General features: G+C 71.0%; 25 protein-coding genes and 2 pseudogenes. 10 read left to right on the top strand and 17 right to left on the bottom strand.

What is annotated here, in order from left to right:
- Positions 1-21: 21 nt before the first annotated feature.
- Complete coding sequence (locus tag ACWD35_RS12385; protein ID WP_451351144.1) at positions 22-387, top strand: 5-carboxymethyl-2-hydroxymuconate Delta-isomerase; 366 nt, start codon at positions 22-24, stop codon at positions 385-387.
- Between the two features lie 7 nt (positions 388-394).
- Here ACWD35_RS12385 and ACWD35_RS12380 read toward each other — a convergent pair whose 3' ends face one another.
- The 3 genes from ACWD35_RS12380 to ACWD35_RS12370 form a co-directional block, all read right to left on the bottom strand.
- Positions 395-1,084 (bottom strand): TetR/AcrR family transcriptional regulator, encoded by a 690-nt coding sequence (locus tag ACWD35_RS12380; RefSeq protein WP_451351143.1) that lies wholly within the window; start codon positions 1,082-1,084, stop codon positions 395-397.
- A gap of 67 nt (positions 1,085-1,151) precedes the next feature.
- Positions 1,152-2,201 carry a PDR/VanB family oxidoreductase gene (locus ACWD35_RS12375; RefSeq protein ID WP_451351142.1) on the bottom strand — a complete coding sequence of 350 codons (1,050 nt, stop codon included), beginning with the start codon at positions 2,199-2,201 and terminating at the stop codon, positions 1,152-1,154.
- Complete coding sequence (locus ACWD35_RS12370) at positions 2,201-3,127, bottom strand: metal-dependent hydrolase (RefSeq protein WP_451351141.1); 927 nt, start codon at positions 3,125-3,127, stop codon at positions 2,201-2,203. The genes ACWD35_RS12375 and ACWD35_RS12370 overlap by 1 nt, the downstream gene beginning before the upstream one ends.
- A 147-nt stretch (positions 3,128-3,274) precedes the next feature.
- On the opposite strand from ACWD35_RS12370, the gene ACWD35_RS12365 reads away from it, so the two are divergent.
- Entirely contained in the window at positions 3,275-4,786 is a 1,512-nt protein-coding gene (locus ACWD35_RS12365) for an FG-GAP-like repeat-containing protein (RefSeq protein ID WP_451351140.1), read from the top strand.
- A 25-nt stretch (positions 4,787-4,811) separates the two neighbouring features.
- Here the strand turns inward: ACWD35_RS12365 and ACWD35_RS12360 are convergent, their stop codons facing one another.
- Positions 4,812-6,737 (bottom strand): hypothetical protein, encoded by a 1,926-nt coding sequence (locus ACWD35_RS12360; protein WP_451351139.1) that lies wholly within the window; start codon positions 6,735-6,737, stop codon positions 4,812-4,814.
- Positions 6,738-6,787: 50 nt separating this feature from the next.
- Positions 6,788-7,315, bottom strand: coding sequence for a tetratricopeptide repeat protein (locus tag ACWD35_RS12355; protein WP_451351138.1), 528 nt, complete (start codon positions 7,313-7,315; stop codon positions 6,788-6,790).
- 97 nt (positions 7,316-7,412) lie between these two features.
- Here ACWD35_RS12355 and ACWD35_RS12350 point away from each other — a divergent pair, with 97 nt between their 5' ends.
- A complete protein-coding gene (locus ACWD35_RS12350; RefSeq protein WP_451351137.1) occupies positions 7,413-7,805 on the top strand; it encodes a hypothetical protein in 393 nt (130 codons plus the stop codon).
- Between the two features lie 63 nt (positions 7,806-7,868).
- Here ACWD35_RS12350 and ACWD35_RS12345 read toward each other — a convergent pair whose 3' ends face one another.
- The 8 genes and pseudogenes from ACWD35_RS12345 to ACWD35_RS12310 form a co-directional block, all read right to left on the bottom strand.
- On the bottom strand, positions 7,869-9,428 hold the full coding sequence (locus ACWD35_RS12345) for a DUF1996 domain-containing protein (RefSeq protein ID WP_451351136.1): 1,560 nt from the start codon (positions 9,426-9,428) through the stop codon (positions 7,869-7,871).
- A gap of 136 nt (positions 9,429-9,564) precedes the next feature.
- Positions 9,565-10,218: a LuxR C-terminal-related transcriptional regulator gene (locus tag ACWD35_RS12340; RefSeq protein WP_451351135.1), complete on the bottom strand. Its 654-nt coding sequence runs from the start codon at positions 10,216-10,218 to the stop codon at positions 9,565-9,567.
- Entirely contained in the window at positions 10,203-11,474 is a 1,272-nt protein-coding gene (locus ACWD35_RS12335; RefSeq protein ID WP_451351134.1) for a histidine kinase, read from the bottom strand. Before ACWD35_RS12335 ends, ACWD35_RS12340 begins: the two co-directional genes overlap by 16 nt.
- A 51-nt stretch (positions 11,475-11,525) precedes the next feature.
- Complete coding sequence (locus tag ACWD35_RS12330; protein ID WP_451351133.1) at positions 11,526-12,563, bottom strand: NAD-dependent epimerase/dehydratase family protein; 1,038 nt, start codon at positions 12,561-12,563, stop codon at positions 11,526-11,528.
- 88 nt (positions 12,564-12,651) lie between these two features.
- Positions 12,652-13,233 carry a winged helix-turn-helix domain-containing protein gene (locus tag ACWD35_RS12325; protein WP_451351132.1) on the bottom strand — a complete coding sequence of 194 codons (582 nt, stop codon included), beginning with the start codon at positions 13,231-13,233 and terminating at the stop codon, positions 12,652-12,654.
- A 329-nt stretch (positions 13,234-13,562) separates the two neighbouring features.
- Positions 13,563-14,034 (bottom strand): annotated as a pseudogene (locus tag ACWD35_RS12320) (hypothetical protein).
- A gap of 10 nt (positions 14,035-14,044) precedes the next feature.
- Positions 14,045-14,287: a hypothetical protein gene (locus tag ACWD35_RS12315; RefSeq protein ID WP_451351131.1), complete on the bottom strand. Its 243-nt coding sequence runs from the start codon at positions 14,285-14,287 to the stop codon at positions 14,045-14,047.
- Between the two features lie 132 nt (positions 14,288-14,419).
- Positions 14,420-14,623: a hypothetical protein gene (locus tag ACWD35_RS12310; protein ID WP_451351130.1), complete on the bottom strand. Its 204-nt coding sequence runs from the start codon at positions 14,621-14,623 to the stop codon at positions 14,420-14,422.
- Between the two features lie 694 nt (positions 14,624-15,317).
- On the opposite strand from ACWD35_RS12310, the gene ACWD35_RS12305 reads away from it, so the two are divergent.
- The 6 genes and pseudogenes from ACWD35_RS12305 (at position 15,318) to ACWD35_RS12280 (ending at position 20,016) form a co-directional block, all read left to right on the top strand.
- Positions 15,318-17,240: a PA14 domain-containing protein gene (locus ACWD35_RS12305; RefSeq protein WP_451351129.1), complete on the top strand. Its 1,923-nt coding sequence runs from the start codon at positions 15,318-15,320 to the stop codon at positions 17,238-17,240.
- A 95-nt stretch (positions 17,241-17,335) separates the two neighbouring features.
- Positions 17,336-17,604 (top strand): annotated as a pseudogene (locus tag ACWD35_RS12300) (PIN domain-containing protein); the annotation flags it as partial.
- A 406-nt stretch (positions 17,605-18,010) separates the two neighbouring features.
- Complete coding sequence (locus tag ACWD35_RS12295) at positions 18,011-18,241, top strand: hypothetical protein (protein WP_451351128.1); 231 nt, start codon at positions 18,011-18,013, stop codon at positions 18,239-18,241.
- On the top strand, positions 18,238-18,477 hold the full coding sequence (locus tag ACWD35_RS12290) for a hypothetical protein (protein WP_451351127.1): 240 nt from the start codon (positions 18,238-18,240) through the stop codon (positions 18,475-18,477). Before ACWD35_RS12295 ends, ACWD35_RS12290 begins: the two co-directional genes overlap by 4 nt.
- Positions 18,478-18,482: 5 nt before the next feature.
- Entirely contained in the window at positions 18,483-18,677 is a 195-nt protein-coding gene (locus tag ACWD35_RS12285; RefSeq protein ID WP_451351126.1) for a hypothetical protein, read from the top strand.
- Positions 18,678-18,912: 235 nt separating this feature from the next.
- The gene (locus ACWD35_RS12280) at positions 18,913-20,016 is read left to right on the top strand and encodes a methyltransferase domain-containing protein (protein WP_451351125.1); all 1,104 of its coding nucleotides are present in this window, start codon (positions 18,913-18,915) and stop codon (positions 20,014-20,016) included.
- 79 nt (positions 20,017-20,095) lie between these two features.
- Here ACWD35_RS12280 and glnII read toward each other — a convergent pair whose 3' ends face one another.
- The 3 genes from glnII to ACWD35_RS12265 form a co-directional block, all read right to left on the bottom strand.
- Positions 20,096-21,127: a glutamine synthetase gene (glnII, locus tag ACWD35_RS12275; protein WP_451351124.1), complete on the bottom strand. Its 1,032-nt coding sequence runs from the start codon at positions 21,125-21,127 to the stop codon at positions 20,096-20,098.
- A gap of 315 nt (positions 21,128-21,442) precedes the next feature.
- Positions 21,443-22,153, bottom strand: a complete 711-nt coding sequence (locus ACWD35_RS12270) for a hypothetical protein (RefSeq protein WP_451351123.1) — start codon at positions 22,151-22,153, stop codon at positions 21,443-21,445.
- 97 nt (positions 22,154-22,250) lie between these two features.
- On the bottom strand, positions 22,251-22,619 hold the full coding sequence (locus tag ACWD35_RS12265) for an arsenate reductase family protein (RefSeq protein ID WP_451351122.1): 369 nt from the start codon (positions 22,617-22,619) through the stop codon (positions 22,251-22,253).
- 232 nt (positions 22,620-22,851) lie between these two features.
- On the opposite strand from ACWD35_RS12265, the gene ACWD35_RS12260 reads away from it, so the two are divergent.
- The gene (locus tag ACWD35_RS12260) at positions 22,852-23,166 is read left to right on the top strand and encodes a hypothetical protein (RefSeq protein ID WP_451351121.1); all 315 of its coding nucleotides are present in this window, start codon (positions 22,852-22,854) and stop codon (positions 23,164-23,166) included.
- A gap of 121 nt (positions 23,167-23,287) precedes the next feature.
- Here ACWD35_RS12260 and ACWD35_RS12255 read toward each other — a convergent pair whose 3' ends face one another.
- Entirely contained in the window at positions 23,288-24,472 is a 1,185-nt protein-coding gene (locus ACWD35_RS12255; protein WP_451351120.1) for a winged helix DNA-binding domain-containing protein, read from the bottom strand.
- Between the last annotated feature and the right edge of the window lie 69 nt (positions 24,473-24,541).

The raw sequence follows: 24,541 nt of genomic DNA, 5'->3' as shown, positions 1-24,541 counted from the left end.
CGCCGTAGAACAGGAGTGCCCATGCCGCAGATCACTGTCGACTACACCGCCGTGCTGGAGGACTCGGGTGCCTTCGACATGGACGGCTTCGCGCGGGCGCTGCACGAAGCGGTCGTCGAGATCGCGGCGGCCAAGCCGGAGGCATGCAAGACGCTGTTCCGGGACGGGCTCGCCGCGTACGGATACGAGGACATGGACCATCAGCATGGCATCGTGCACGTGACCATCGGTCTCCTCGCCGGCCGCAGCGAAGAGACCAGGGCGAGGCTGGCAGAGACCGTGCTGGAGCTGCTCCGCAAGCACGTGGAGCCGGAGGACGGCGTCACCCTGCACGCCTCCGCTGAGGTCCGCGACCTGGACCCGTCGTACCGGAAGTTCGACCGGTAGCGGGCCCTCAGGGCGCCAGGGACATCAGCCGGCCGACGAGCTCCGCGAAGGGGCCGTCGGCCGGCTCGTTCTCCACCATCCGCTTCAGCAGCGTGGCCATGTCCTCGTCGTGGGCCGCGCTCACCGCCGCCAGCGCGGCGAAGTCGTGCACGAGCTGGAGCTCCAGCTCGGCGCGCGGGATGCGCCGGCCGTCCAGCCAGAGCAGCGCCGTCGACTCGGCGAGCGAGATCCACGAGCGGACGACCAGTTCCAGGCGCGGGGAGGGGTCCGTCACGTCCAGGTGCGCGAGGATCTGGACGTACGCGGCCTGCCGTACGGAGTCGATGAGCGCGTTGGTCGCCGACGAGCCGACAGCCGGGCCGCCGCGCATCAGGGCGGAGAAGCCGGGGCCGTGCTCGTCCACGAAGTCGAAGAAGCGGCGCATCACACGCAGCAGCCGGGCCCCGAGCGAGCCCTCGCGCGGCTCCTCGAACCGGCCCGCCAGATCGTCCGCGGCACGCTTCAACGCGGCCTCGTACAGGCTGTGTTTGCCGGGGAAGTAGTGGTACACGAGGGGTCGCGAGATACCCGCCGCGGTCGCGATCTCGTCGATGGAGACCTCGTCGGGCGAGCGTCGGCTGAACAGGTCGAGGGCGACACCGATCAGCTGCTGACGCCGCTCCTCGACGCCCATCCTGCGGCGAACCCCGGTACTCATGCGAACACCTTACCGATCGGTCCGGCCCCCAATGGGCCGGACCGACCTCGGCGTTCACAGCGAAGCGTCACATGTCGAGCACAAGACGCTCACTTCTGGCTCTCGATACACAGATCAGCATCGAGTCGGCACGCTCCGCATCCGTGAGCAGCTCGTCCCGGTGCTCCACCTCGCCCGCCAGGACCCGCTGCTGGCAGGTGCCGCAGAAGCCCTGCCGGCAGGAGTAGGCGGTGTCGGGCAGTTCCCGGCGTACGGCGGCCAGCACGGTGGTGTCGGCCTCGACCGTCAATGTCCGCCCGCTGCGCCGGAGTTCGACCTCGAACGCCTGGTTGCCCTCGGTGGACAGGCGCGGCGCGAACCGCTCCAGGTGCAGCGTGGCGCCTTCGGGCAGCCGGGCCCCGACCGCCTCCATCAGGCCCTCCGGGCCGCAGCAGTACACGGCCGTCCCGGCGGGCACCTCCGCGAGCAGCGCGTCCAGGTCGGGCCGCCCGACCTCGTCCTCGGCGGCGACCGTCAGCCGGTCCCCGGCGAGCTTGCCCACCTCTTCCAGGAAGGGCATCGAGGCCCGCGTCCGCCCGCAGTACAGCATCCGCCAGTCGGTGCCGTCCGGCAGGGAACGCAGCATCGCCAGGATCGGGGTGATGCCGATACCGCCGGCGACGAAGACGTACGACTCCGCCTCGACCAGCGGGAAGCGGTTCCGGGGGCCGCGCACCTCCAGCTCCATGCCCTCGGCGAGCTGCTCGTGCACCTCGCGGGAGCCGCCGCGCCCGTCCTCGACGAGCCGCGTGGCGACCGTGTACGACGAGGGGTCCTCCGGGTCGCCGCACAGCGAGTACTGCCGTACCAGCCCCGACGGCAGCACCACGTCGAGATGCGCGCCGGGCTCCCAGCGCGGCAACTCGGTGCCCTCCAGGCGCAGTTGCACGACCCCGTCGGCGATCGTCTCGTGCGCGGTGAGCAGCAGCCGCATGGCGCGCGAGCGCGGCCGGCCGGAGATCGGCGGGTCCAGGGCGGGCAGCGGCCACAGCGGCGAGGCCTGGACGCGGCGGCGCAGGGCCCGCCGGGTCAGCAGGGCGGCGCCCGCGACGAGCGCGACGGTACGCAGCTTCGGCATCACGAGACTTCCCCCACTGCCTTGAGGGCGTGGGGGGACCCCCACTCCGCGGCGAGCGCGGCGGGGGAAGAGGCCAGGTAGGCGACGGCCTGCGCGGTGGAGCCCTCCTGGGAGGGGTGGTAGGCCCGGCTGAGGTAGCGCGGGATCGACTTCAGCATGGCGCCGGTGCTGGGCAGGGTCCCGGCCCGGCCGCTCAGGTAGAACTCCTTGAAGCTGGCCTTGCCGTCCACCAGTGTCGGGTCGTTCTCCATGAAGAAACGGGTCCCGCGCTGCCACAGGAACATCAGCGCGCTGAACGCCGTCGCCCAGGTGCGCGCCCGGCGCCGGTAGCTGCCGTCGACGTGCATGAACAGGTCGAAGGCGACCGAGCGGTGCTCGACCTCCTCGGCGCCGTGCCAGCGCAGCAGGTCCAGCATGGTCGGGTCGGCGCCGCGCCGGTCCAGCTCGGCCGCGTTGAGCACCCAGTCGCCGAGGAAGGCGGTGTAGTGCTCGATCGCCGCGATCAGCGCGACCCGCTCCAGCAGCCACCAGCGGCGCGCCCTGCCGGGCGGCAGGGTGCGGTCGCCGAGCAGCTTCTCGAAGAACCAGTCGACCTGCGCGGTGTACGGCGTCGGGTCGAGCCCCTGCTCCCGCAGGTGCGGCAGCACCTCGTCATGGGCCTGGGAGTGCATGGCCTCCTGCCCGATGAACCCGACGACGTCCTCGCGGAGCTGCTCGTCCCGGATGAGCGGCAGCACCTGCTTGTACACGTGCACGAACCACCGCTCGCCCGCGGGCAGCAGCAGATGCAGCACGTTGATCGTGTGCGTGGTGAAGGGGTCGCCGGGGACCCAGTGCAGCGGCGTGTCCTTCCACGAGAAGGACACGTTGCGGGCCTTGAGTGCGATGTGCTCGGACTCCACCGGCCGGGCCTGCTTGTTAGACATGCCGTCAATGTACTGAGGAGTAAGTCCGAGGGGAACCCTCGTGCGGCGACGTCTTCGTAGGCGGAGTCGCCGATTCCGTGCAACCAAGCGCCATGTGCGGAAGTCACTTACGCGCCAACCGCATGTTGCTCTCACAGGAGACCCTCAGTGCACCTGCCCCTCAGACGTGTCCTCGCCTGCGCCGCCACGGCCGCGCTGGCCGCCGGTGGCCTCACCCTGGCCTCGGCGCCGGCCGCCACCGCGGCCCCGGCCAAGCGGATCGCGGACGACTTCAACGGCGACGGCTACAGCGACGTCGTCCTCAACCTGCCGTTCCACTCCACCTCGACGCTCAACAAGAGCGGCGCGGTGATGGTGATGTACGGCTCGGCGAGCGGCCTGAGCGGCAGCCACCGCAAGCTGATCACCGAGAGCACCACCGGGGTGACCGGCACCGCCGAGTCCGGCGACTGGTTCGGCCAGGCCACCACCACCGGCGACTTCGACGGCGACGGCTACGCCGACCTCGTCGTCTCCGCCCCCGGCGAGAACTACACCTCCGGCGCCACCTCCTGGAAGGAGGCCGGCCAGGTCAAGATCATCTGGGGTGGTCCGAACGGACTGACGAAGTACGGCAGCACGACCGTCAACCTGGGCACCCCCGCCGTCCAGGGCCTGCTGGCCGGCGAGGACCTCGCGTCCGGCGACTTCAACGGTGACGGCAAGCGGGACCTGGCCGTCGCCAACGGCGGGGGCGGCGAGGCCGGAACCGTGCTCTTCGGCCCGATCGGCCGCGGCGGTGTCGCCGCGTCGAGCAAGCCGCTGGGCCTCGACACCGGTCACCCCTACTACGCCGACGTCATGCTGGCCACCGGCGACCTGACCGGCGACGGCCGCACCGACCTGCTGGTGTCCTGGGACACCATGGCCTTGGGCCAGACGGAGAAGATCCACGTCCTGCGCGGGGGCACCGACGGGTTCACGGACGTCGGCTACCTGAAGAACGAGGTCGGCAACAACCTGTACCACCGGGAGGGCGAGCGCCTGGTCACCGGCGACCTCGACCACGACGGGCACGACGACGTGATCGTCCCGCAGCCGTTCGCGCTGAACCACAAGGGCGAGTTCCTCGTCGTGTACGGCGGCGCCAACGGCCAGGACAGCACCCGCAAGCCGGTGCACTTCAACCAGGACACGCCCGGCGTGCCCGACTCCAACTCCGACGTCGGCTCCGACCACTTCGGTCAGCAGGTCGCGGTGGGCGACGTCAACGGCGACGGCTACCTCGACGTGATCGCCTCCAGCCCGGCCGAGAACCACAGCAACCTGACCGACCCCGGCAAGGTCACCGTCCTGCCCGGCGGCCCCCACGGGGTCACCGGCAAGGGCTCCGTCGCGTTCACCCAGAACACGGCGGGCGTGCCGGGCGCCCCGATCCAGTACGGCGGCTTCGGCCATGGCCTCAAGACCACCGACGTCAACGGCGACGGCCGCTCCGACGCGATGATCGGCGTCTTCGCCGTCGACGCGGCGGGGGTGAACGGTCACACCGGCGGCCTCTACACGCTCCCGGGCAGCGCCTCGGGCATCACGGCCACCGGCTCCAAGGAGTTCACCCCGACCAGCCTCGGTCTCCCGGCCGACGGCTTCCTCAACATAGGCCAGTCCTTCAACCGCTGACCGCGGGTGGTGCCCGGAGGGGACCTCAGTGCAGCCTGTCGATCGACGTGCCGTCCTGCAGGGTCCCCTTCAGGCTCGCCTGTGTTCCCTGCTTGGCCCGTACGGTCAGCAGCGGCCCCTGTCCCGCCGCGGTGATCCCGCCGCTGGTCTGGATCGACTCGGTGTCCTTGCTGCCCGCGGCCAGCAGGAACCAGTTCCCCGCCTTGGACTTCCACAGCACCCCGGCCAGCACATGGGGATCGCGCGGCCCGCAGGCCGGCACGTCGGCGCCCTTGGCCACCGCCGCTCCGACCGCACTGCCCGGTGTCCGGAACTGGGCCAGCGTCGTCGTCCCGTCGCCGCGCCAGGTCTCGGCCCGGGTGCACACCCATTGACCCGCCCCGCTCCCGTCGGGCAGCGGCTGGTCGGCGAAGCCCCACGCGTTGACGCTGCGGACCCCCGCGGAGCGCTCCGCGGCCAGCGAGCAGGCGAACGGCGCCCAGGCACGCAGCCCCTCGGCATCGGTCGCTTCGCCGGTCTCGCCGGTTTCGCCGGGGCGCCCGGCGGTCAGGTGGGTCGGGACCAGTTCGCCGAGGTCGGTCGAAAGGTGGGTGCCGGAGGCGTCGGCGAGCTGGAGGACCTCCCAGGAGGTGCAGCTGCCGGGCCGCAGGACGGGGCTGGCGACCGGCGCGGTGACGCCGTCGGTGACGGAGAGGTCCGTGGGCGCCGTATCCGGTTTCATCAGGTCCCGTACGGCCGCCTTGCGCACCCAAGGCGCCGTCAGATAGCGGACGTTGCCGTCGGAGCGGCCCAGCACGAGCGCGCTCGCCTCGGCCCCGGAGGCGCCGTCGGCGCGGCCGAGGTCGAGGGCGGCACCCGCGGTGCTGTCCTTCGGCTCGGCGTAGCGGGCGATGCGCAGGCCGTCGTAGAGGAGCACCACGCGCGCGTTGTCCACCAGGCCCGCGTACAGCAGCTGGGGCGGGCCGGCCGGGCCGCCGGTCTGGGTGCCGGGAGTCGCCGAGACGCGGACCGTCGCCCCGGGGCGGGCCCAGACGGCGAGGGCGCGGCGCAGCAGGCCGGTGTCGCCGGTGAGCGGGCCGCGGGCCGGCCACAGCGAGAAGCCGGTGCGGCTCGCGGACTCCCACCTGGTGGGGGAGACGAGGGTCAGCCTGCCGGGGTCGAGGGCTGCCTCGGCGGCCGGGTTCGCCGCGTAGACGGGCGCCGCGGCGCCGTCGGGGCCCCAGCCGCCGCCCGGCATCGCGGCCAGTGCGCCGCACACCGCGAGCGCCGCCGCCGCGGCGAGCCCGGCCTTGGTGTGCTGGCGGCGCCGCATCAGGTCGGTGGGCCGGGCCTGGAGCGTGCAGGCGTCGAACTCGGGGGAGGAGAGCAGGTGGTACTCCGCGGGTACGCCGTTCGCCTCCGCGAGCGCCGGTTCGGGGTGCGTGACCCCGGCGGCCTTCAGGGCGCTGCGGACCTCCGGGTCGGGCAGGTTGTCCAGGCCGCGCAGCGCGTACGCGGCCCGGGCCGTGGCCGACAGCGCGGACAGCCGCTGGTCCAGGGCGAGTTCGTCGGCGCCGCCGGAGCGCGGGAACAGGCGCAGGCCCCACACCTGGGGCAGCCGCAGCGGCGGAAGCTGGGACAGCCGGGGCAGGCCCTTGCGCGGGCGCGAGACGTCCAGGGCCGCCCGCAGCACCCGGCCGCGCAGGTACGCGTACCGGGGGTCGCCGTCCCGGCCGGAGAGCTGGGCCGGGATCAGGGACGTCTGCTTACGGCCGCGGGGCAGGGCCCGCTGGGCCAGCGCGTGCGCGGTCAGCACCCGGCGGCCCCGGCCGAGAGCCGGTGGCAGTACCAGGTAGGCGAGCCGGACCAGCCGTGGGTAGTGCTCGACGAGCGAGGCCTCGGCCTGCTCGACGTCGACCGCGCCGGCGGCGGAGGCGGGCGCGTGACGTTGGGCTACATCCTGTGACTGCACGTCATGAAGAACGAGCGAGCCATTGGTTGGTCACCGCCGGACGAGTGACTTCAGCCTTGCGGTTCTGCCGGTTCGACCAGCAGACGCGCGTAGTTGGCCATCGACCGCTGGTAGCGCGGCAGATGAGGGGCGAGGGCGCCGAGTACGAGGGACAGGCCCTCGCGGTCGCGGCCGAGGCTGGACAGACACAGGGCCAGGCAGGCCCGCACCGCGTCGTCCAACTCGTCGGAGGGAGCGTCCAGTTCGGGCGTGAGCAGCTGGACGCCCTCCTCCGCCCGCCCGAGGTTCCGCAGCGAACTGGACAGCTGGATCTTGGCCCGCCGCCCCTTGTAGCCCGTGAGCCCGCCCGCCAGCGCCTGCCGGTACAGCGGCTCCGCCTTGTCCGAGTGCCCCGTGGAGTCCCAGGCGCAGGCCTGCTCGAAGGGGCCGAGCGGGCTGTCGCCGGGCAGCTCGGCGACGAGCTTGTCGATCACCGCGCGGAACTCGTCCGCCCGCTCTTCCGGATAGTCGTCGAAGGTGGCCCAGGCGGCGGCCACACGGTCTTCCCAGTCTTGGTTCACCGGGGCACCCTCGCACATCCGTGCCCATCGCGGCACCGGATTTGAGCGAGGCGCCCGCGGGAGCCGTATCCGAGAGGACTGGGGCCTGCCTGGCCCACCGGGACCGGAGGTTCGGATGAGGTTGACGCGACTGATGATCGGCACCGCGGCGGTGCTGGCGCTGGCGGGCTGCGGCTCGGGCGGGGACACGAAGGCCGTACCGGCCACCGCCACCGGCAGTCTGGAGAGCCTGGCCGCCGAAGTGAAGTGCACGCCGGACATCCAGACCGACGCCGACGAGCTCCGCCAGGCCATCTGCCGCAACTCCGCCGGCAGGTTCGTCCTCGCCACCTTCGCCACCGATCGCGGGCAGCGCGAGTGGATCAACGACGCCAAGGACTACGGCGGTTACTACCTCGTCGGCCGCAAGTGGGTCGCCGTCGGCGACGACGGGGTGGTCAAGGCGCTGCGCGGCACGCTCGGCGGCGACGTGGAGATGGGCACCGACCACCACGCCCACAGCGGCTGACAGCAGCCCTGGACAGGAAAACGGGCGGCGGGAGGGGAGCCGCCGCCCGTTTCCGGTAGTGGGTCACGCGCAGCGCTGACCGTTGTTGATGCAGTTGACGATCCTGTTGGCCAGGCCGTTCGTCGTGACGCTGATGAAGTCGTCGTGGTCGGTGGCCGGTTTGTGCAGCTGCTCCGGGAAGCCGTCCACCGCGTAGGCGTTCTTCACCACGCCGTTCTCGAGGGTCGGCGGCGTGATCTGGTACACCAGCCGCATCTTCAGCTGCGGGATCGCCTTGAAGCCGTTCTGGCAGTTGCCATTGGCGTCGGCGAAGGCCACATGGGTGCGGTGGTTGGCGCTGTCGATGTTCTGCCCGTCCCAGCAGCTCTGGAAGGCGAAGGTGCGGACCACGTTGCTGCCCTGCGGGCAGATCGGGTACTGCGTGGTCAGCTGGACCTTGTTCTCGAAGCCGGTGCAGCTCCAGTGCGCGTTGGCGTTGGCCAGGCCGTTGGTGGTGGTCTTGGCGTCACCGGTGATGATCCGCAGGAACTGCGGCATCGCGACGACCTTGCTGGTCGGGCTGCCCACGTACCTGATCTGCGCCGAGACCGGCGTCAGGATCTTGCCGACATTGCCTTCCTTGCCACCGCCGTCGGCGTTCTGGTCGAAGTCCTGGGTGCCGTCCTGGACCCGGACCACCGGCCAGTAGTACGCCGACAGGTCGCTGCGGTTCTGGCAGCTGGTGCCGCCCTGCAGGAACGTCTGGTTGCTGGCGAAGGCGTTGACCTTCTGGTTGCCGACGTAGTCGTGCAGGTGGTGCGCACCGTTGGTCACGCCGGGCGCGACGATCACGTTGTCGGTGTTGTGGTTCTTGTTGGCGTTCACCCCGCAGCGGGTGATGAACATGCCGGTGGAGGCGTTGCCGGTGCGGCTCGGCTTGGCCTGGACGTTCGGCTGGACCGTGGTGATGTCGACGAAGTCGGCCGCGGCCGGACCGTTCCCGGCCTGCCCGCCGCTGCCCTGCTGCTGTCCGTTCCCGCCCGGCTGGCCGCCCTGCTGCTGCCCGCCGGGGTCGGCGCTCGGACTGGCGGTGCCACCGTTGCCGTTCTGCTGCCCGCCGGTGTTCTGGCCGGAAGTGTTCCCCCACCCGCCGGCCGTCGTCTGGTTGGCGGGCGTGCCGGTGCAGGTGGCGAGGGCGTCGAGGCTGTCGGGTGCGGTGCCGCCGACGCGGCTGATCTCCAGCTTGATCCGGTCGATGATCACCTTCCGCCGGTCCTGGAGCGGCTGGAGGATGGAGTTCTGCACGAAGCTCGCGTCCTGCACCTGCGCGTCCCGCGTGGTCGCCAGGCGCTGGTAGGCGTCGGTGATCTGCTGGTCCAGGTTGGCCAGTTCACCGTTGACCTCGGTCCGGGCCCGCCACGGCACGTTGGTGAGCTTCTGCCCGACGTCCGGACAGGAGATGGTCGCGACCTGTGCGCTCGCGGCCTTCGTCTGATCCCCTCCCCACGCCTGGTTGTTGGACTCGTGCGCGGAGGCGTAGAAGTTCGCCCAGATCAGCCCGCCCCCGCCGAGCGCAAGGGCCGCCGCTGCGGCTATGGCCTTGGTGGCCAGTGGCGTACGGCGTTTTCGTGTGTTGCGTCCCATGGAACTCCTCTGACTTCCTTGCGGGGCAGCATCGGGGCGCCCGACAGGGGTGAAGCGGCGCCCATCCATACGGGCGCCGCCCCAGAGGTGTTCACGGATCCCGCAAATTCCTTGCGGAAACAGGTGAGTTGGCAGGTCAGCGATCCTGGTCCAGATAGGCGAGGACCGCCAGTACACGCCGGTTGTCGTCGTCGGAGACCTCGAGTCCGAGCTTGCCGAAGATGTTGGAGGTGTGCTTGGCGACGGCCCGTTCCGTGACGACGAGGTGCGCGGCGATGCCGGCGTTCGAGCGGCCCTGCGCCATCAGCTCCAGCACCTCCCGCTCGCGCGGGGTGAGCTTGCCGAGCGGGCGGTCCTCGGCGGACCGCCGGGACAGCAGCTGCTGGATCACCTGCGGGTCCATCGCCGTACCGCCCGCGGCGACCCGGCGTACGGCGTCCACGAACTGCTCCGCGTCGAACACCCGGTCCTTGAGGAGATAGCCGACCCCGCCGTTGCCGTCGGCGAGCAACTCGCGCGCGTACAGCTGCTCCACGTGCTGGGACAGAACCAGCACCGGCAGGCCGGGCCGCTCCCGCCGGGCCTGGAGCGCGCACTGCAGGCCCTCGTCGGTGTGCGTGGGCGGCAGCCGTACGTCGACCACGGCCACATCGGGCGCGGACTCGGCGAACGCGCGGGTGAGTTCGGGCCCGGACTCGACGGCGGCGGCTATCTCGAAGCCGTAGGCCTCCAGCAGCCGGACCAGCCCGTCGCGCAGCAGGAAGAGGTCTTCGGCTAGGACAACGCGCACGGAATCTCCATGGTGACCATGGTGGGGCCGCCCGCGGGACTGCTGACGGCCAGGACGCCGTCGAATGTACCCAGTCGCCGCTCGACCCCGGCGAGCCCCGAACCGGCTCCGATCACGGCGCCGCCGCGGCCGTCGTCGGTGACGGTGATCCGCAGCCTGCTGTCACTGTGGTGCAGGTCCACCCAGACCCGGTCGGCGCCGGCGTGCTTGACGGCGTTGGTGAGCACCTCGCTGACCGCGAAGTACGCCGCCGACTCCACCGGCGCGTCCGCCCGGCCGGGCAGCTCCACGCTCACCTCGACGGGCAGCGGCAGCCGCAGCGCCAACGCCCGTACGGCATCGCCCAGTCCGCGTTCGGCCAGGACCGGCGGGTGGATGCCGCGGACCAGGTCGCGGAGTTCCTCCAGGGCCTCGGCGGAGTGCTGCCGGGCCTGCGTGAGCAGCCGCTTCGCCTGGGCCGGGTCCTTGTCGAGCAGCAACTCTATGGTGCCGAGGTCCATGCCCATGGCGACGAGCCGGGCCTGCGCGCCGTCGTGCAGATCGCGCTCGATGCGGCGCAGCTCGGCGGCGGAGGTGTCGACGGCGTCCCGCCGGGTCTCGGTCAACACGCGTACGCGCTCGGCGAGTTCACCATGGTCGGCGCCGAGGACCGACCGGGCGAGCTGGAAATGGGCGGTCAGCAGGCGCGGGGCGAACCTCCAGGCCACGACGAGCAGCGCGGCGGCCAGCACCGCAGCGCCGACGGCCGTCGCCCAGCCGGAGACCGGCACGAAGACGTACCAGTAGGTCCCGCCGTCCGCGAGGACCCGCCACAGTCCGGCCGCCACCGCGAACCCCTCGAAGGCTTTGAACACCAGCGCGGCAGGCAGCAGAGCCGTGAGAAACCCCGCCGTCATGTCCACCGGCAGCCACCGTACGTCCCGCCGGACCTGCGGGTCGCGCAGCAGGGTGAAGGTGCGCGTCCAGGGGTTGGCGCCCGCGGGGATGGGCAGGTAGGCCGTCGGGATCCGCACCTCGCACCACTCCGCCGCGAGTTCCCGGCGCTTGTCTGCGAGGGCCCGCACCCCGGTCAGGATCGCCGGGGTCGTGACCAGGCCGACGCCGATCGGGATGAGCGCGACGGAGACGAGGGTCAGGACGAGGAACAGCACCGAGAGGGGCAGTACGGCCACCGCCAGTGCGAGTCCCTGTACGGCGGCCAGCAGTACCTCCCGGGCCCCCGCACGGGCCGGGCCGTTCTTCGTGATCGTGTTCATGCTGCAAGTCTGGCCGACGCGGCGGCGCCGGTCACTGGGCGAAGGCCCACGTCAGGGGGTGTTGCCAGGTACACCATCGGGTCCGGGAACCCCCAGGACCTTCGCCTCCGCCTCCGGGTCGAGCCCCACCGGGGGCCGGTCCGGCCGCTGGGGCGCGATGCCCCCGATGCCGGTCAGCCAGCGCCAGGTGTCCGCGACGGTCTCCCGGACCGGCCGGCATCTCAGGCCCGCGGCCAGCGCCCGGGACACGTCCGAGCGGTGTGCCCCCTCGTGCAGGTCGGTGCCCGGCGGTGTCCACACCGGCAGCTGGGTCCAGGGCTCGATCCCGGCGTCCAGGATCACCTGCGGGTCGGTCCAGCGCAGTTCGGCGTTGGCGCCGGTGGCCCGGACGCACTCGTCGAGCAACTCGCCCATGGTGGTGTGCCCGGACGGGCTGATCAGGTCGTACGGCCCGCTCAGCCGCTGCTCCACGGCACCGAGGATCCACTCGGCGAGGTCGCGCGCGTCGATGTACTGGAGGGGCAGGTCACGCGGCCCGGGGGCCAGGACCGGGCCGCCGCGGGCGATCCGGGTCAGCCACCAGGGCAGCCGGCCGACGTTCTCGTGCGGGCCGAGGATCAGCCCGGCCCGCACCAGCAGCGAGCCGTCCGCGCCGAAGGTCTCGACCGCGGCCAGCTCGCCGCCCCGCTTGTCCTGCGCGTACTCGGTCTGCTCCGCGTCGGCGGCGGCGCCCTCGACCAGCGGCCCGTTCTCGGTGTCCCTTCCCACCGAGGGCCAGGGCCAGGCGTACACGGACCGGCTGGAGACGTACACGTACTGGCCGACCCGGCCCCGCAGCAGCCGGGCCGCGCTCAGGACCGCGCGCGGCTCGGCCGACCAGGTGTCGACCACGGCGTCCCAGCCGCCGCCGTCCGCGGCGAGGGCGGCGAGTCCGTCCGGGGCGGTACGGTCGCCGTGCAACGCCCGTACCCCGGCCGGAGTTTCGCTGCGTCCGCGGTGGAAGACGGTGACCTCCCAGCCGCGCCCGAGTGCCGCCGTCGTCACGGCCCGTCCCACGAACTCCGTACCACCCAGCACAAGAAGTCTCATGCCGGGATCATGCCCACAGGGGGCGCCGGGAGGAACAGGCGTCTGCCGAGGGCAGAGCGGATGAACCAACTGGGCTGGGCCGATTGAATCAACGTCCGGTCGGGGGCGCGTACTTGTAGCCGACGCGCCGCACCGTCTGGATCGTGTCCCGGTGCGGTGCGCCCAGCTTGCGGCGCAGCCGGGCGATGTGCACGTCCACGGTGCGGCCGTCGCCGACGTGGCCGTACCCCCACACCGTGGTGACCAACTGGTCGCGGGTGTGCACCCGGTGCGGATGCGCCACGAGATGCGCGAGCAGCTCGAACTCCAGGTAGGTGAGGTCGAGTTCGCGGCCGTCGACGCTGGCGGTGCGCTGTGCGGAGTCGATGCGCACCAGCGGCTCGGCACCGGCCGTGGCCTCCTGCTCGTCCGCCTGGTCGGGCACCGCGACCGGCAGGAACGGCGGTTCCTGGTCCGCGGGGACCAGCACCAGGTAGCCGACCATCGGCGGTCGGCCGGGCAGGGTGGGCAGGGCATGCTGCGGCGCGGGGAGCCAAGTGGCGCCCGGCGGCAGGAAGTTCGCGACGCGCACCACCTCGTCGGGGTCGACGGCGCGCAGTCGGTGCCGGGGGCCGTTCTGAGAGGGCGTGGCGGTGCGGGTGACGGTGGAGAGAGAACCAGTGGTCGCCATGAGAGGTCAGCTCTTTTCGCGCGAGGAGTTCGTCGGGGGGACGACGGCCGCGATTCGTGGTCGGGCGCGCCGGAGGACGTACGTCGTTCGCGCTGGCCGAAGGCCGGGGTGTACGGCTTTAGAGGGCCCGCGCGTTCACCGCGCGGCAACACACCCGGTCGAAGTCGTGGTGCTGACGGGACGGCCAGAAGGGCTCGAGGTCATGACGACCCGTCGCGGTGCACTTCTGGTAGCTGGCCATGGGCCCATTGAACCAGACGAGGTCGCCGGGCAGGAGTCTCCTCTCACTGCTTGGACGCTTCCATGGACTGAAGTTGAGTTGGCATGTGTTATCGGGAGGCGCCCTCCGGCCACAGCACCCGCACCGGAACGCCCGTCCGTTCCGCGTACGCCACGACGTCCGCGGTGCCGCCGAACCCCCGCGCCGGCTTCCCGTCCCACACCGCGATCAGCTCATTCACCAGGCCGACGAGGATTTCACTGCCTGCCTGGTGGGCCTCAGAGGTCGACTCGGTCATGCCGGTCTCGTGAACGTCGGCCGCGCGGGACAGCAACGCGTCGTACGTCGGGTGATGCCACTCCGGCAGGCCCTCGCGGTACTCCGAGGCCGGAACGATCACCTCAAGACGGCCGCTGTGCTTCAACACGGCTTCGGCGAACCAGGAGTCGGGGCTCCGCGATGCAAGAGACGCCGACCAATTCGGCCGCTGCGTAGCCGCTCACGACCTCGTCCAGCATGGCCCGTACGCGCTCCTCGACCTTCGCGCTGAGCCCCCTGTGACCGGTGATCCCCACTCGCATGCCTGTCCTCCTACAGGTAGACGCCGTGTAGGCGTTCGTCGAAGTCCCGCACCACCTTGGGCGGCGTGGTGGTGGTGAGGGTACGGCGCACCGCACGGGCCCGCTCCACGATCCGCCCCGACCGGTACGCCAGGCCCGTGTCGAGGGCGCGCGATGCGAGAGCGAATGCTGCTTCCACCCGGCCGCCGGCGAGATGACCGGCGGCGATGTCCAGCACGATCAGCGCTCGCTGTTTCGCGTGGCCGGTTGCCAAGGCCTCTACGTCCTCAGCGAGCACCCATTCCGGCAGCCCGATGCGCACAGCGCCCGATCGGCTCCGCTCCGGTCTCCGGCTGCCGCCACGGGACGTCGTGTCACGCGCTCTACAAGCGCTCTGTAGGGAAGTTCAGTTCGCACGCTCGTCCCGCGTGGCCTTCGTCCACTCGATCAATTGCTTGACGAGGTCGATCACCCTCCTCTGGCGGTTCTCGGGTAGGAAGACCCATGAGAGCCAAGCAGGTGCCAGAAGGAGAACGACGATGATCAAAGGGAGGATGCGCAGAGCCCCAAGCAGATACTTGGGGCTGACCACTTCCAGGATTTGTTGCACGTCGGCCGGCCTCTCATGGCTTCGCTGTGCCAACCTGCGAAGCCAGAGCAGGGAGAACAGCGAAGGATCAGGTGGGTGGGCTGGCTGCTGGCAGCGGCAACTCGAAGCGGGCTGCGACCAGGCGGTGTCGGCGATGCGACAGAGCGATCACGAACAGGTCCACGCGGCACGTGTCCGGGCGGTCGGCGGCGCGAAGGGCGCGCATGCGGCACCAGGGACAGACCAGGAGTAGGTCTACGGAGACGGGGTGGACCCAGGCTTCGCCAGTAGTACTGGCGGAGCCGACAGCGGTGACCGATTCCCGGACCTCGAAGACGACCGGCCCCACCAGAACCACCCCCGTCGGCGGCCGTCCGGCAGAGCGGGCCACAGCAGCAGGTGCACGGTCACCGGCCGTCGGGGTGTTCACGGCGCGGTCACCGCTGCGCGGTACAACCAGCCGTCGAGCTGGAAAGCCACGCGTAGACGGCGGAATTCGGGGATCGGTCGCCGTGGCCGGGACGTGCTTCCGGGCTCTGGCGTACAACCAACCGCCCACCTCGAAGGTCTTGATTGCCGGTGCCCTGAACCTGACCGCGGCGCCGACGACCGGTAGGGAGTACGCATGGGGCAAGGCATGGCGACGGGACCGGCGAAACACATGACACGCGGTGCGCGAAAGCGCGGCAGACCGGTGCTCACGGCGACGATACTGATGGCCACCGCGAGCGGGCTGCTGACCGCGGGCGCCGTGCCCGCCTCCGCCGCCACCGTGAGCTGCGCTTCACCCGTCTACAAGCGGCAGTTCTTCGCGAACACCACGTTCTCCGGCACTCCCCGGAAGACCGACTGCGACGCGCAGATCGACCAGAACTGGGGCGCCGGGGCACCGGCCTCAGGGCTCCCGAAGGACAACTTCGGCGTCCGCTGGACCGTCACCCGCGACTTCGGCTCCGGCGGGCCCTTCGCGCTGCCCGTCGCCGTCCAGGACGGCATCCGCGTCTACCTCGACGGCGCCCGCAAGGTCGACCTGTGGAAGAACGTCTCCAGCACGCAGAAGAAGACCGCCGACGTCACCGTCCCGGCCGGCAAGCACACGCTGCGCGTGGACTTCGTCAACTGGACCGGGCCGGCCCTCGTCTCCTTCGCCTACACGCCGCGCACTTCGGCAACCGTCGACAAGGTCGCCCCGCTCACCCCGGGCAGCGCCTCCCTCTCGTACGCCGACGGCTGGGCGAAGCTGACCTGGTCCAAGAACAAGGAGATGGACCTCGCGGGCTACCGGGTCTACCGGCGGCTCAAGGGGACCGGCTTCGGCAGCAAGCCGCTGGCGACAACGACGTCCACCTCGTACACCGACAACTCCCTGCCGCGCACCGGGGACGTCTACTACTACGAGGTGCGCGCTTACGACAGGGCCGGCAACGTGTCCACCGGCACCGCCGACAAGGCCGCCACCACCCTCGACCGGACGCCACCCGCGGCACCCGCCGGGCTGAGCGCCACCAGGACCGACGGAGCCGTGCTGACGCAGTGGCAGCCGGCCAGCGGAGCAGCCTGGTACCGCGTCTACCGGGCGCCCTCCGCCGCGGGGCCCTTCGAGGCGGTCTCCGCCGAGCTCACGGACAACTCGTACCGGGACACGCCCTCCTTCGACGTCACCAAGCGCTGGTACTACCGGGTCGTCGCAGGTGACGCAGCGGGCAACACGTCCGTGCCGTCCGCGATCGCCGACACGGGCGTCCCCGACGTCACCCCGCCCGCCCAGGTCGTCGGGGTCCAGGCCGTCGGCAGCACGGCGGGCAACAACGTGCGCTGGACGGCGAACGCGGACGACACCGCGCACTACGAAGTGTGGGCGCGGCCGACCGGCGAGCAGGAGTTCACGGGCCCGCAGATCGTCTTCGGCTCCTCGTGGCTGGACACCACCGCCCCGGTGGGCGGCACCGTCGAATACCGGGTGAACGCCGTGGACGCGGCCGGCAACCTCTCCCCCGTCTCTGCGTCCGCGGAGGCCGTCCGCCCGGCCCCGGCCCCGGTTTCGGCGCCCCAGCCCGTGACCGTCACACCGCGGGACAGCGCCACCTTCCTCGGGTGGGCGTTCCCCGACACCGACGCATGGCACTTCCACGTGTACCGGCGTACCGACCCGAACGGCGCCTGGACACTCCTCAACGACGTCGCCATCGGGGCGAACGAGTTCCAGGACGCCACCGCCCCCGAGGGGGTCGCGTACTACTACGTCGCCTCGGTCGACTCGGCCGGCGCGGACTCCGCGCCTTCACCCACGGTCACGGTGGACCGGCTCACCCCGGCGACCGCCACGGCGCCGCAGATTCCGGTCCTCTCCCTCAAGGCCCCGTACACCGAGTGCACGGCGAACGACTGCGTCGGTCACGGTGGCATCGACCAACCCGTCACGATCACGATGAGCCGCCCGGCCGACGACAGCCGCGTCATCGGCGGCTACCGGTGGCGCATCTTCGGCGGAAGCACCGACACGGGGTACCACCAGACCTCGGACACCACTCTGAGCTGGACTCCGACCGGACCGGGCCTTTACGTGGCCGAGGTGGCGACTATGGACGTATACGGACGGGTCGGCCCTTCCACACAGATCGACTTCAAGGTCGCCTGACCCGTCTCGACTTCAAGGTCGCCTGACCCGTCCCCTCCGCGCCTCGGACGCCGAAGGGTTACCGGCCGCCGCGATGCCCGCATCGTCCTGCCTGAGCGACTTGCAGCGTGACACGTTCCGCGACCGACCGCGCACAAGGCATCGAGAACGTGCGCTGCTCTTCGGCTGGGTGCCGGTCGACGACCGCGCCTGGCAGGTCCAGGAGGTCCTCACCCAACGCGGACAGCACCGCAGCGCCGGGGCCGTCGACCTCGTGGTCGCCGCCACGGCCGAACTGCAGGGACTGACCCTGCTGCACCGCGACCGCGACTTCGAGTGCATCGCCGCCGTCACCGGGCAGGCACTCCAGTGGTACGGCCCGAAGCCGGCAAGTGAGCCAGGACGAGCGCCCTTCTGTTCCCGGGGAGTCGGTCTCCGGACCGGGGCGCACTTCACCGGAAGACTCCGCATTCGCGAAGCGTCTCCGAACCGGTTGGAGCTATGTCCGTGCTCGTGCATCCACGCCGCGAGTAGCTCATTCCGGGTGGTGTCCATGCCTGCACCGTAGTCGCGCGATCACTGGCCGTCAGGTAAATAGGTGACCAAAACGCCCTAGGGGGCGTGGTCGGATGGTGCCGCTTCGCCCTAACCGCCATGTGCCGCAGCGCAGTTATCTGGTTGCCAGTCGCCGCACACCCATGCGGCGACTGCTGACGGCCCCGCCCGCGCCTCCGTCCCCCCGAGGGGCACGGGCGGGGCTCCGAACCTGACCGCAAGCGCGAGGCGACGACATGACGACGCGCAGCACAACCCCCCAGCCTGCCATCGGCGAACTAGTGGATGCCCCCGTGCTCCACTTCGAGCAGCTGAGTATCCAGCAGCGCTCGGGCCGCTCCTGCTGCTGGTGCAGCGGCACCCCCGACCGGCGGTTCCCGGTCCCGATACTGCGCAGCGTCGGCGTGGACCTGTATGCGTGCGCGCCGTGCGCGGGCATGTACGGCGTGCCGGAGGTGTCCCAGTGAGCGCGGGAGACCTGGGACTCATGCACCGTTCGCACCAGTGGCTCGGGCGCGAGGTGCGGGACACCGCGACCGGTTGTACGGGCATCCTGCGGGCCATCGCTCCCGAGCCGAACGGCACCCGTCTGGTTGCGTGGCTTCGGCCCAAGCGTGGGGGGATGGAGTGGACGACGGACCGGCGCGCGCTCGAAGCGGTCGGCCGTATCACCCCGTACACGCACCCGGAGCCAAAGCGGTGACCGGCGTGGAGAAGGCTCGTGCTCAGGTGGGTGACCTCGTGCGCGACACCGTGCGCAGCCGCGAGGCCGTTCTGACGGACGTGCAGGGCGGTGTGCCGGTCCTGCGTCCCCGGTACGGCGGTGGGCTCGGGGCGGAGTGGCGCGCGCAGTGGGCGGCCGTCGAGTTGGTCGCCCGGCGTGGCACCTGGGACAACCGGTGAGCGGGCGGCACTGGATGGCCACACAAGAGCCCCCGGCCGGGGCTGCTTACGGCTGAACACGCGGCTCGCGGGCCGTTACACCCAAGACAGCACCATCCAAAGGAGGAACCCGCGATGGGCAAGCACGGAGACGGAAAAGGCGGCAGCGACGGCGACAAGAAGCAGTCGCCGAAGGAGTCTGACGGTCAGTGGACCAAGCCAGTCAGCGACCCGCCGAAGAAGAAGTGAGGCCCTGGTGACCTCACAAGAGCGGCTGGTCGAGATCCTGACCAACAAGGGCGCGCTAACAGCTGAGTGGCTGGAGGCCGTTGCGGCCGTCGATCGTGGCCTGTTCATCCCCGACCGTTTCGAGGGCGGCAACAAGGAAGCGGACCCCGAGCGGTGGGCGCTCCTCGCCTACGGGGATGTTCCCGTGGTTACGCAGGTCGATGACGGCGAGGACGACGGCCCCGGGGTGCCCACGTCGTCCAGCTCCATGCCGTCGATCATGCTCGAAATGCTCACCCTGCTCGACATACACCCGGGCCACAAGGTCGGGGAGATCGGCGCCGGCACGGGCCTGAATGCCGCATGGCTGGCCAGGAGGGCGGGCGCTGATCGCGTCGTCACCGTCGAATACGACCCGAAGATCGCCGAGCAGGCCCGCAGGAACCTGACCGCAGCCGGGCTGCCGGTGACCGTCCTCACCGGGGACGGCATGACCGGCATTCCGGCGTACGCTCCGCTGGACCGGCTCATCTGTACGTGCACGGTGCGCACCATCCCGTACGCGTGGATCGAGCAGACTCCGGGCGGCAGGATCGTCACGCCGTGGGGCGGCTCGTTCCACTCGTACTCGTTCGCCACGCTGGATGTGGCGGACGGCGTGGCACAGGGTCGGTTCTCCGGGAACCCGGCCTTCATGTGGGCCCGCAACCAGCGGGGCCGCCGATGGAGCATCTCGGAGGTCTACCACCAGGAGGAAGACGAGAGGTCCAGCACCGACGTCGACCCCCGCGACATCGACCGCGACGCCGACGCCATGTTCGCCATCGGCGCCCAGCTCACTGACGCCTATCCGCAGCTTCACCACGCCGACGACGGTTCCGACGAGGCCACCTACTGGGTTCTCGCCGATGACCGGAAGTCATGGGCGACGGTGGAGTACGTACCCGGCCGGAAGGAGTTCGAGGTCGAGCAGTGCGGGCCGCGGCGGCTGTGGGACGAGGCGGAGGCCGCTTACCGCTGGTGGGAGGACCGAGGCAGGCCCGGCCGGGAGCGGTTCGGGCTGACCGTCGACCGCAGCGGCCAGCGGGTGTGGCTCGATGAGCCTGACCGTCTGGCGCCCATTGTCGGCTGATCATTCATCACGCCGACGCACGATACGACGCAGGGGCGCCCACCGCGACGGTGGGCGCCCCTGTCGGAAGCGGGACGGATCAGACCTGGCCGGCCTTCTCCAGGGCGGAGCAGCAGGTGTCCACCAGCAGGCGGGTCACCACGTACGGGTCCACGTTGGCGTTGGGGCGGCGGTCCTCGATGTAGCCCTTGCCGTCCTTCTCGACCTGCCACGGGATACGGACCGAGGCGCCGCGGTTGGAGACGCCGTAGGAGTACTGGTCCCACGGGGCGGTCTCGTGCAGACCGGTCAGGCGGTCGTCGATGCCGGCGCCGTAGTTCTTGACGTGGTCCAGCGGCTTGGAGCCCTCACCGAGGGACTCGCAGGCGGTGATGATGGCGTCGTAGCCCTCGCGCATCGCCTTGGTGGAGAAGTTGGTGTGCGCGCCCGCGCCGTTCCAGTCACCCTTGACCGGCTTGGGGTCGAGGGTCGCGGAGACGCCGAAGTCCTCGGCGGTGCGGTAGAGCAGCCAGCGGGCCACCCACAGCTGGTCGGAGACCTCCAGCGGGGAGACCGGGCCGACCTGGAACTCCCACTGGCCGGGCATGACCTCGGCGTTGATGCCGGAGATCGCGAGACCCGCCTTCAGGCAGTTGTCCAGGTGGGCCTCGACGATGTCACGGCCGAAGATCTCGTCGGCGCCGACACCGCAGTAGTAGCCGCCCTGCGGGGCCGGGAAGCCGTTCTCGGGGAAGCCGAGCGGACGGGCGCCGTCGAAGAAGGTGTACTCCTGCTCGATGCCGAAGATCGACTCCTGCGCGGCGAACCGCTCGGCGACCTCGGCCAGCGCGGCACGCGTGTTGGAGTGGTGCGGGGTCATGTCGATGTCGAGGACCTCGCACAGCACCAGGATGTCGTCGCCGCCGCGGATCGGGTCCGGGCAGGTGAAGACCGGCTTGAGCACACGGTCCGAGGAGTGGCCCTCGGCCTGGTTGGTGGAGGAGCCGTCGAAGCCCCAGATCGGGAGGGACTCGAGACCGGCGAATGCACCCGTGATGATCTTCGTCTTGGAACGGAGCTTGGCCGTCGGCTGGGTGCCGTCGATCCAGATGTACTCAGCCTTGAAGGTCACGGGGACACATCCTTCGGGGGTGGGTCGGGCGCACTCGGTCGCCGCGGCGCTGCGGCACTCAGGCGCCGCTCGAACTGCTCGGCAGCGTGTCAACAGGCGATTTCCCGTCCATTGCTCGAATGTGAACCCCGTGTTACGTGGTGGTTCTGTGCCGCGACTCACACGGTGAGGCGAGGCGCCGGGAGGCAAGGGGCGACGGCGGGTCCGTACGTGCCCCGGGTTGCGTACGACGGGATGCCGGTGGATGTGGATGTGACGGCCGGCGACCGCCACCCCCGTAACGGTCGCCGGCCTTCACGTCTCACCCCGCCGCCGTCACCCCACCTTCTCGATCACCGCGTGGCGGATCAGGAACTTGCCGGGCTCCCGGACCTGTTCGAAGGCCGCGTTGTTGAGCAGCACGCAGCTGCCGGAGGTGGAGGTGACCTTCACCGTCGTGGACTTCTTGTTGTCCAGGTTGGTGACCTTCAGGGTCGTGCCGGCCGGGAACCGGTCGCTGGACGCGGCCGGGGCGCCGCTCTCGCCGGAGAGCGTGACGGTGGAGCCCTGGCAGACCTGCTGCCCACTGGCGGCGTTTTGTCCGGTGTCGCCCTGTTGGCCGTTGCCGGTCTTCTGGGTGTTTCCGCCTTGCTGTCCGCTGGCGCCCTGCTGGGCATTGCCGCCTTGCCAGGCATTGCCGCCCTGCGCCGTCTGGGAGCCCTGAGCCGACTCCCCAACGGTGCACCCGGCCGCCTTCTGTTGGACCTCGATCAGCCGGATGACCGCCTGCCGGTTGGCGATCCGAGCCGCCGACTGGGCGTCCGGCTTGGCCTTCTGGTCCGCGATGAACTTGTCGTTGTTGCCGTGGGCCGTGGCCAGCCCCTGGCAGACGGTCGAGTCCGAGGCGGACAGCGTCTTTGCGTTGTGCGGGCTCTGTGCGGCATTCGACGTGGACGCCAGCGCAAAGGCCCCGCCGCCCGCCACCGCCGCGGCGCTGACGAGCAGCGCGAGCTTCTTCTTCGTACTGGCAGTTCTCCTGCGCGACATGCGCGCCTCCTGAAGAGGTAGGGGAGCGTACGCCGCTATGTACGAGATGCCGAACGGGGTTACTCAGCGGTTACAGGAGCCGTCGAAGTAACCTGCGTCACAACTTGCCGCGGGACAGCGCCTCCTGCACGGCCTCCTCGCTGCGGGCGACCAGGGCGGTTCCGTCCTCGGCGGTGATGATCGGGCGCTGGATCAGCTTGGGGTGCTCGGCGAGAGCACGGATCCACCGGTCCCTGGACGCCGCGTCCCGCGCCCACTCCTTCAGCCCCAGCTCCTTGGCGTCCGCCTCCTGGGTGCGCGTGATGTCCCACGGTTCGAGCCCCAGCCGCTCCAGTACGGCCCTGATCTCGTCCTCGCTGGGCACGTCCTCCAGGTACCGGCGGACGGTGTACTCGGCCCCCTCGGCGTCGAGCAGGCTGATGGCGCTACGGCACTTGGAGCAGGCCGGGTTGATCCAGATTTCCATGGGGATCACGGTACGCCCGTCCGCTGTCGCCCCGGCTTTGTTCGAATTTCTGCCGCCTCAGCCGCAACTCCTCAACCTGCCGTGACAGGACGACAAGTTCCTTGTTCACCTGGGCATTTACCCTCCCTCGCGGACCTCCGATTGTCAGTGGTGGCCAGTAAACTGGAAGCAGTGTTCGAGGGAGCCGCCGGAACCCCCGGGGGAGTGCCCTGACCGCGACAGGAGGATGCCCGTGCCCGCTGCCGCACTGAAGCCGAAGCCGTTGCCGACCCAGTCGACCGCCCAGCATCCGGTGCTGTTCGACTCGCCCTACCAGCCCGTGACGAAGCCGCCCCTGCCGGCCGGGCGACCGCGCGAGTGGTACGTCACCCACAACCGCCGGCTCAAGGCCATGCGCCTGGCCATCGCGCTGCTCGACTCCGGGGTCTACCTGCCGGACCGGGCCCGCAACGAGACGATACGCAGCACGGCGGAGCGGATCGGGATCCACCCGCCGTCCGACACGACGTGCCACATGGTGCGGGCGTTCATGCGTTACTCGCGCTGAGCCGCGTCGCCGGGTGCCCTGCCGCCGTGCGGGGCACCCGGTCCGTAACCCGCTCCCTAACCCGCTCCGACCCGGTCCGTAACCCGCTCCGTCTCGGTCCGACCGGGTCAGACTGGGTCCGTCACTCCGACAACTCCCGCTCCAGCGGCGTCCGGAAGCGTGGGGTGACCTTCGTCGTGCCGATCCACCCCCGCAGTCTCTCCGCCTCGGCCGCCACCGCCGCCTCGGCCTCCCGGCGGACGCCCTCGTCGGGGATCCGCCAGGCGATCCGGCCGTCCGGGCGCTGCGCCCAGCCGCCCACCACCCGGCCGTTCCACCACACCGTCGGGCCCACGTTGCCGCTGCCGTCGAAGAGCAGGGGGCGCAGGGCCGGCCCCAGGTACCAGTCGCGCTGCTGCCAGGCCATGGCCGTCGGGTCGAGGCTCGGGAGGAGCGCCGCCCAGGGTTCCTCAGGGACCTCAACCGGGTCCGTGTCGTCGGCCGCGACGTAACCCCTGCCCTCGTCCAGGGACACCTCCTGCGCGCCGATCGCGGACAGGGCGCGGCGGACCTCCGTGACCCGCCAGCCCGTCCACCACTTCAGGTCCGCCTCCGTCGCCGGGCCGCAGGCCCGCAGCCAGCGCTCCATCAGGGCCGCCTGCGCCCGCGCCGGATCCAGTTCCGGGTGCTCCGGTGCGACCGCCCACCGGAACTGGCTGGACGTCCAGGAGCCGAGCGGCCGGCCGCGGACCACCTTGCCCTCGACGCCGAGCACCCGCAGCAGGCGGGAGGAGACGGTGTGGACGCCCTCGTAGCTCTTCCCGGCGGCGTACACGAACTGCTCGCGCAGGCGCGGCTCGTCCGCGTTCAGCTCCGCCGCCGTGGCCTGGCCGCGCCGGGCCAGCGCGGCCAGCGCGGACCCCTCCACCTCCGCCAGCCAGGCCCCGTCCGGGGCGCCCGCCTTCGCCATGTCCTTGAGGAGGCTCGCGCGTTCGCGGGCGGCCACCGTCAGGCCCGTCGAGGCGTGGACGACGGCCGTCAGGGCGGTCGGGAACACGAACACCGTGTGCCGCATGCCGTGCATGCGGACCAGCGTGCGGTCCTCGTACAGCGCGCGTTCCGTCTCCGGCACCGCCTTCGCCGGGTCGGCGAGGCGTACGGCCACCGCCAGGTACACCGTCGCCGGGTCCGTGCCGTGCAGGGCCACCAGGGAGGCGGCGACCTCCTCGGGGCTCGCCGCCCGCGCCGTACCCGCCAGCCGGTGCCGCAGGGCGAGTCTGGCCCGCCGCTCGGCCGTGCCGATGTGCCGCCGCCGTGCCTCAGTCATACCGGCCTCCCCGTGGACCATGGGTGACAACCTCCTGCCCGCATGGTCGCCGATGCCACTGACAATCGC

The sequence above is a fragment of the Streptomyces sp. NPDC002671 genome, from assembly GCF_053592475.1.
Note: the sequence above shows the minus strand (reverse complement) of the source record. Positions and strands in the feature narration are given on the sequence as shown.

Coding starts and splice junctions, on each gene's coding strand:
- ACWD35_RS12370 (WP_451351141.1), bottom strand. CDS start 3,127: ATGTCTAACAAGCAGGCCCGGCCGGTGGAGTCCGAGCACATCGCACTC.
- ACWD35_RS12385 (WP_451351144.1), top strand. CDS start 22: ATGCCGCAGATCACTGTCGACTACACCGCCGTGCTGGAGGACTCGGGT.
- ACWD35_RS12265 (WP_451351122.1), bottom strand. CDS start 22,619: ATGGAAATCTGGATCAACCCGGCCTGCTCCAAGTGCCGTAGCGCCATC.
- ACWD35_RS12350 (WP_451351137.1), top strand. CDS start 7,413: ATGAGGTTGACGCGACTGATGATCGGCACCGCGGCGGTGCTGGCGCTG.
- ACWD35_RS12345 (WP_451351136.1), bottom strand. CDS start 9,428: ATGGGACGCAACACACGAAAACGCCGTACGCCACTGGCCACCAAGGCC.
- ACWD35_RS12380 (WP_451351143.1), bottom strand. CDS start 1,084: ATGAGTACCGGGGTTCGCCGCAGGATGGGCGTCGAGGAGCGGCGTCAG.
- ACWD35_RS12330 (WP_451351133.1), bottom strand. CDS start 12,563: ATGAGACTTCTTGTGCTGGGTGGTACGGAGTTCGTGGGACGGGCCGTG.
- ACWD35_RS12325 (WP_451351132.1), bottom strand. CDS start 13,233: ATGGCGACCACTGGTTCTCTCTCCACCGTCACCCGCACCGCCACGCCC.
- ACWD35_RS12270 (WP_451351123.1), bottom strand. CDS start 22,153: ATGTCGCGCAGGAGAACTGCCAGTACGAAGAAGAAGCTCGCGCTGCTC.
- ACWD35_RS12255 (WP_451351120.1), bottom strand. CDS start 24,472: ATGACTGAGGCACGGCGGCGGCACATCGGCACGGCCGAGCGGCGGGCC.
- ACWD35_RS12375 (WP_451351142.1), bottom strand. CDS start 2,201: ATGCCGAAGCTGCGTACCGTCGCGCTCGTCGCGGGCGCCGCCCTGCTG.
- ACWD35_RS12295 (WP_451351128.1), top strand. CDS start 18,011: ATGACGACGCGCAGCACAACCCCCCAGCCTGCCATCGGCGAACTAGTG.
- ACWD35_RS12305 (WP_451351129.1), top strand. CDS start 15,318: ATGGCCACCGCGAGCGGGCTGCTGACCGCGGGCGCCGTGCCCGCCTCC.
- ACWD35_RS12355 (WP_451351138.1), bottom strand. CDS start 7,315: ATGTGCGAGGGTGCCCCGGTGAACCAAGACTGGGAAGACCGTGTGGCC.
- ACWD35_RS12335 (WP_451351134.1), bottom strand. CDS start 11,474: ATGAACACGATCACGAAGAACGGCCCGGCCCGTGCGGGGGCCCGGGAG.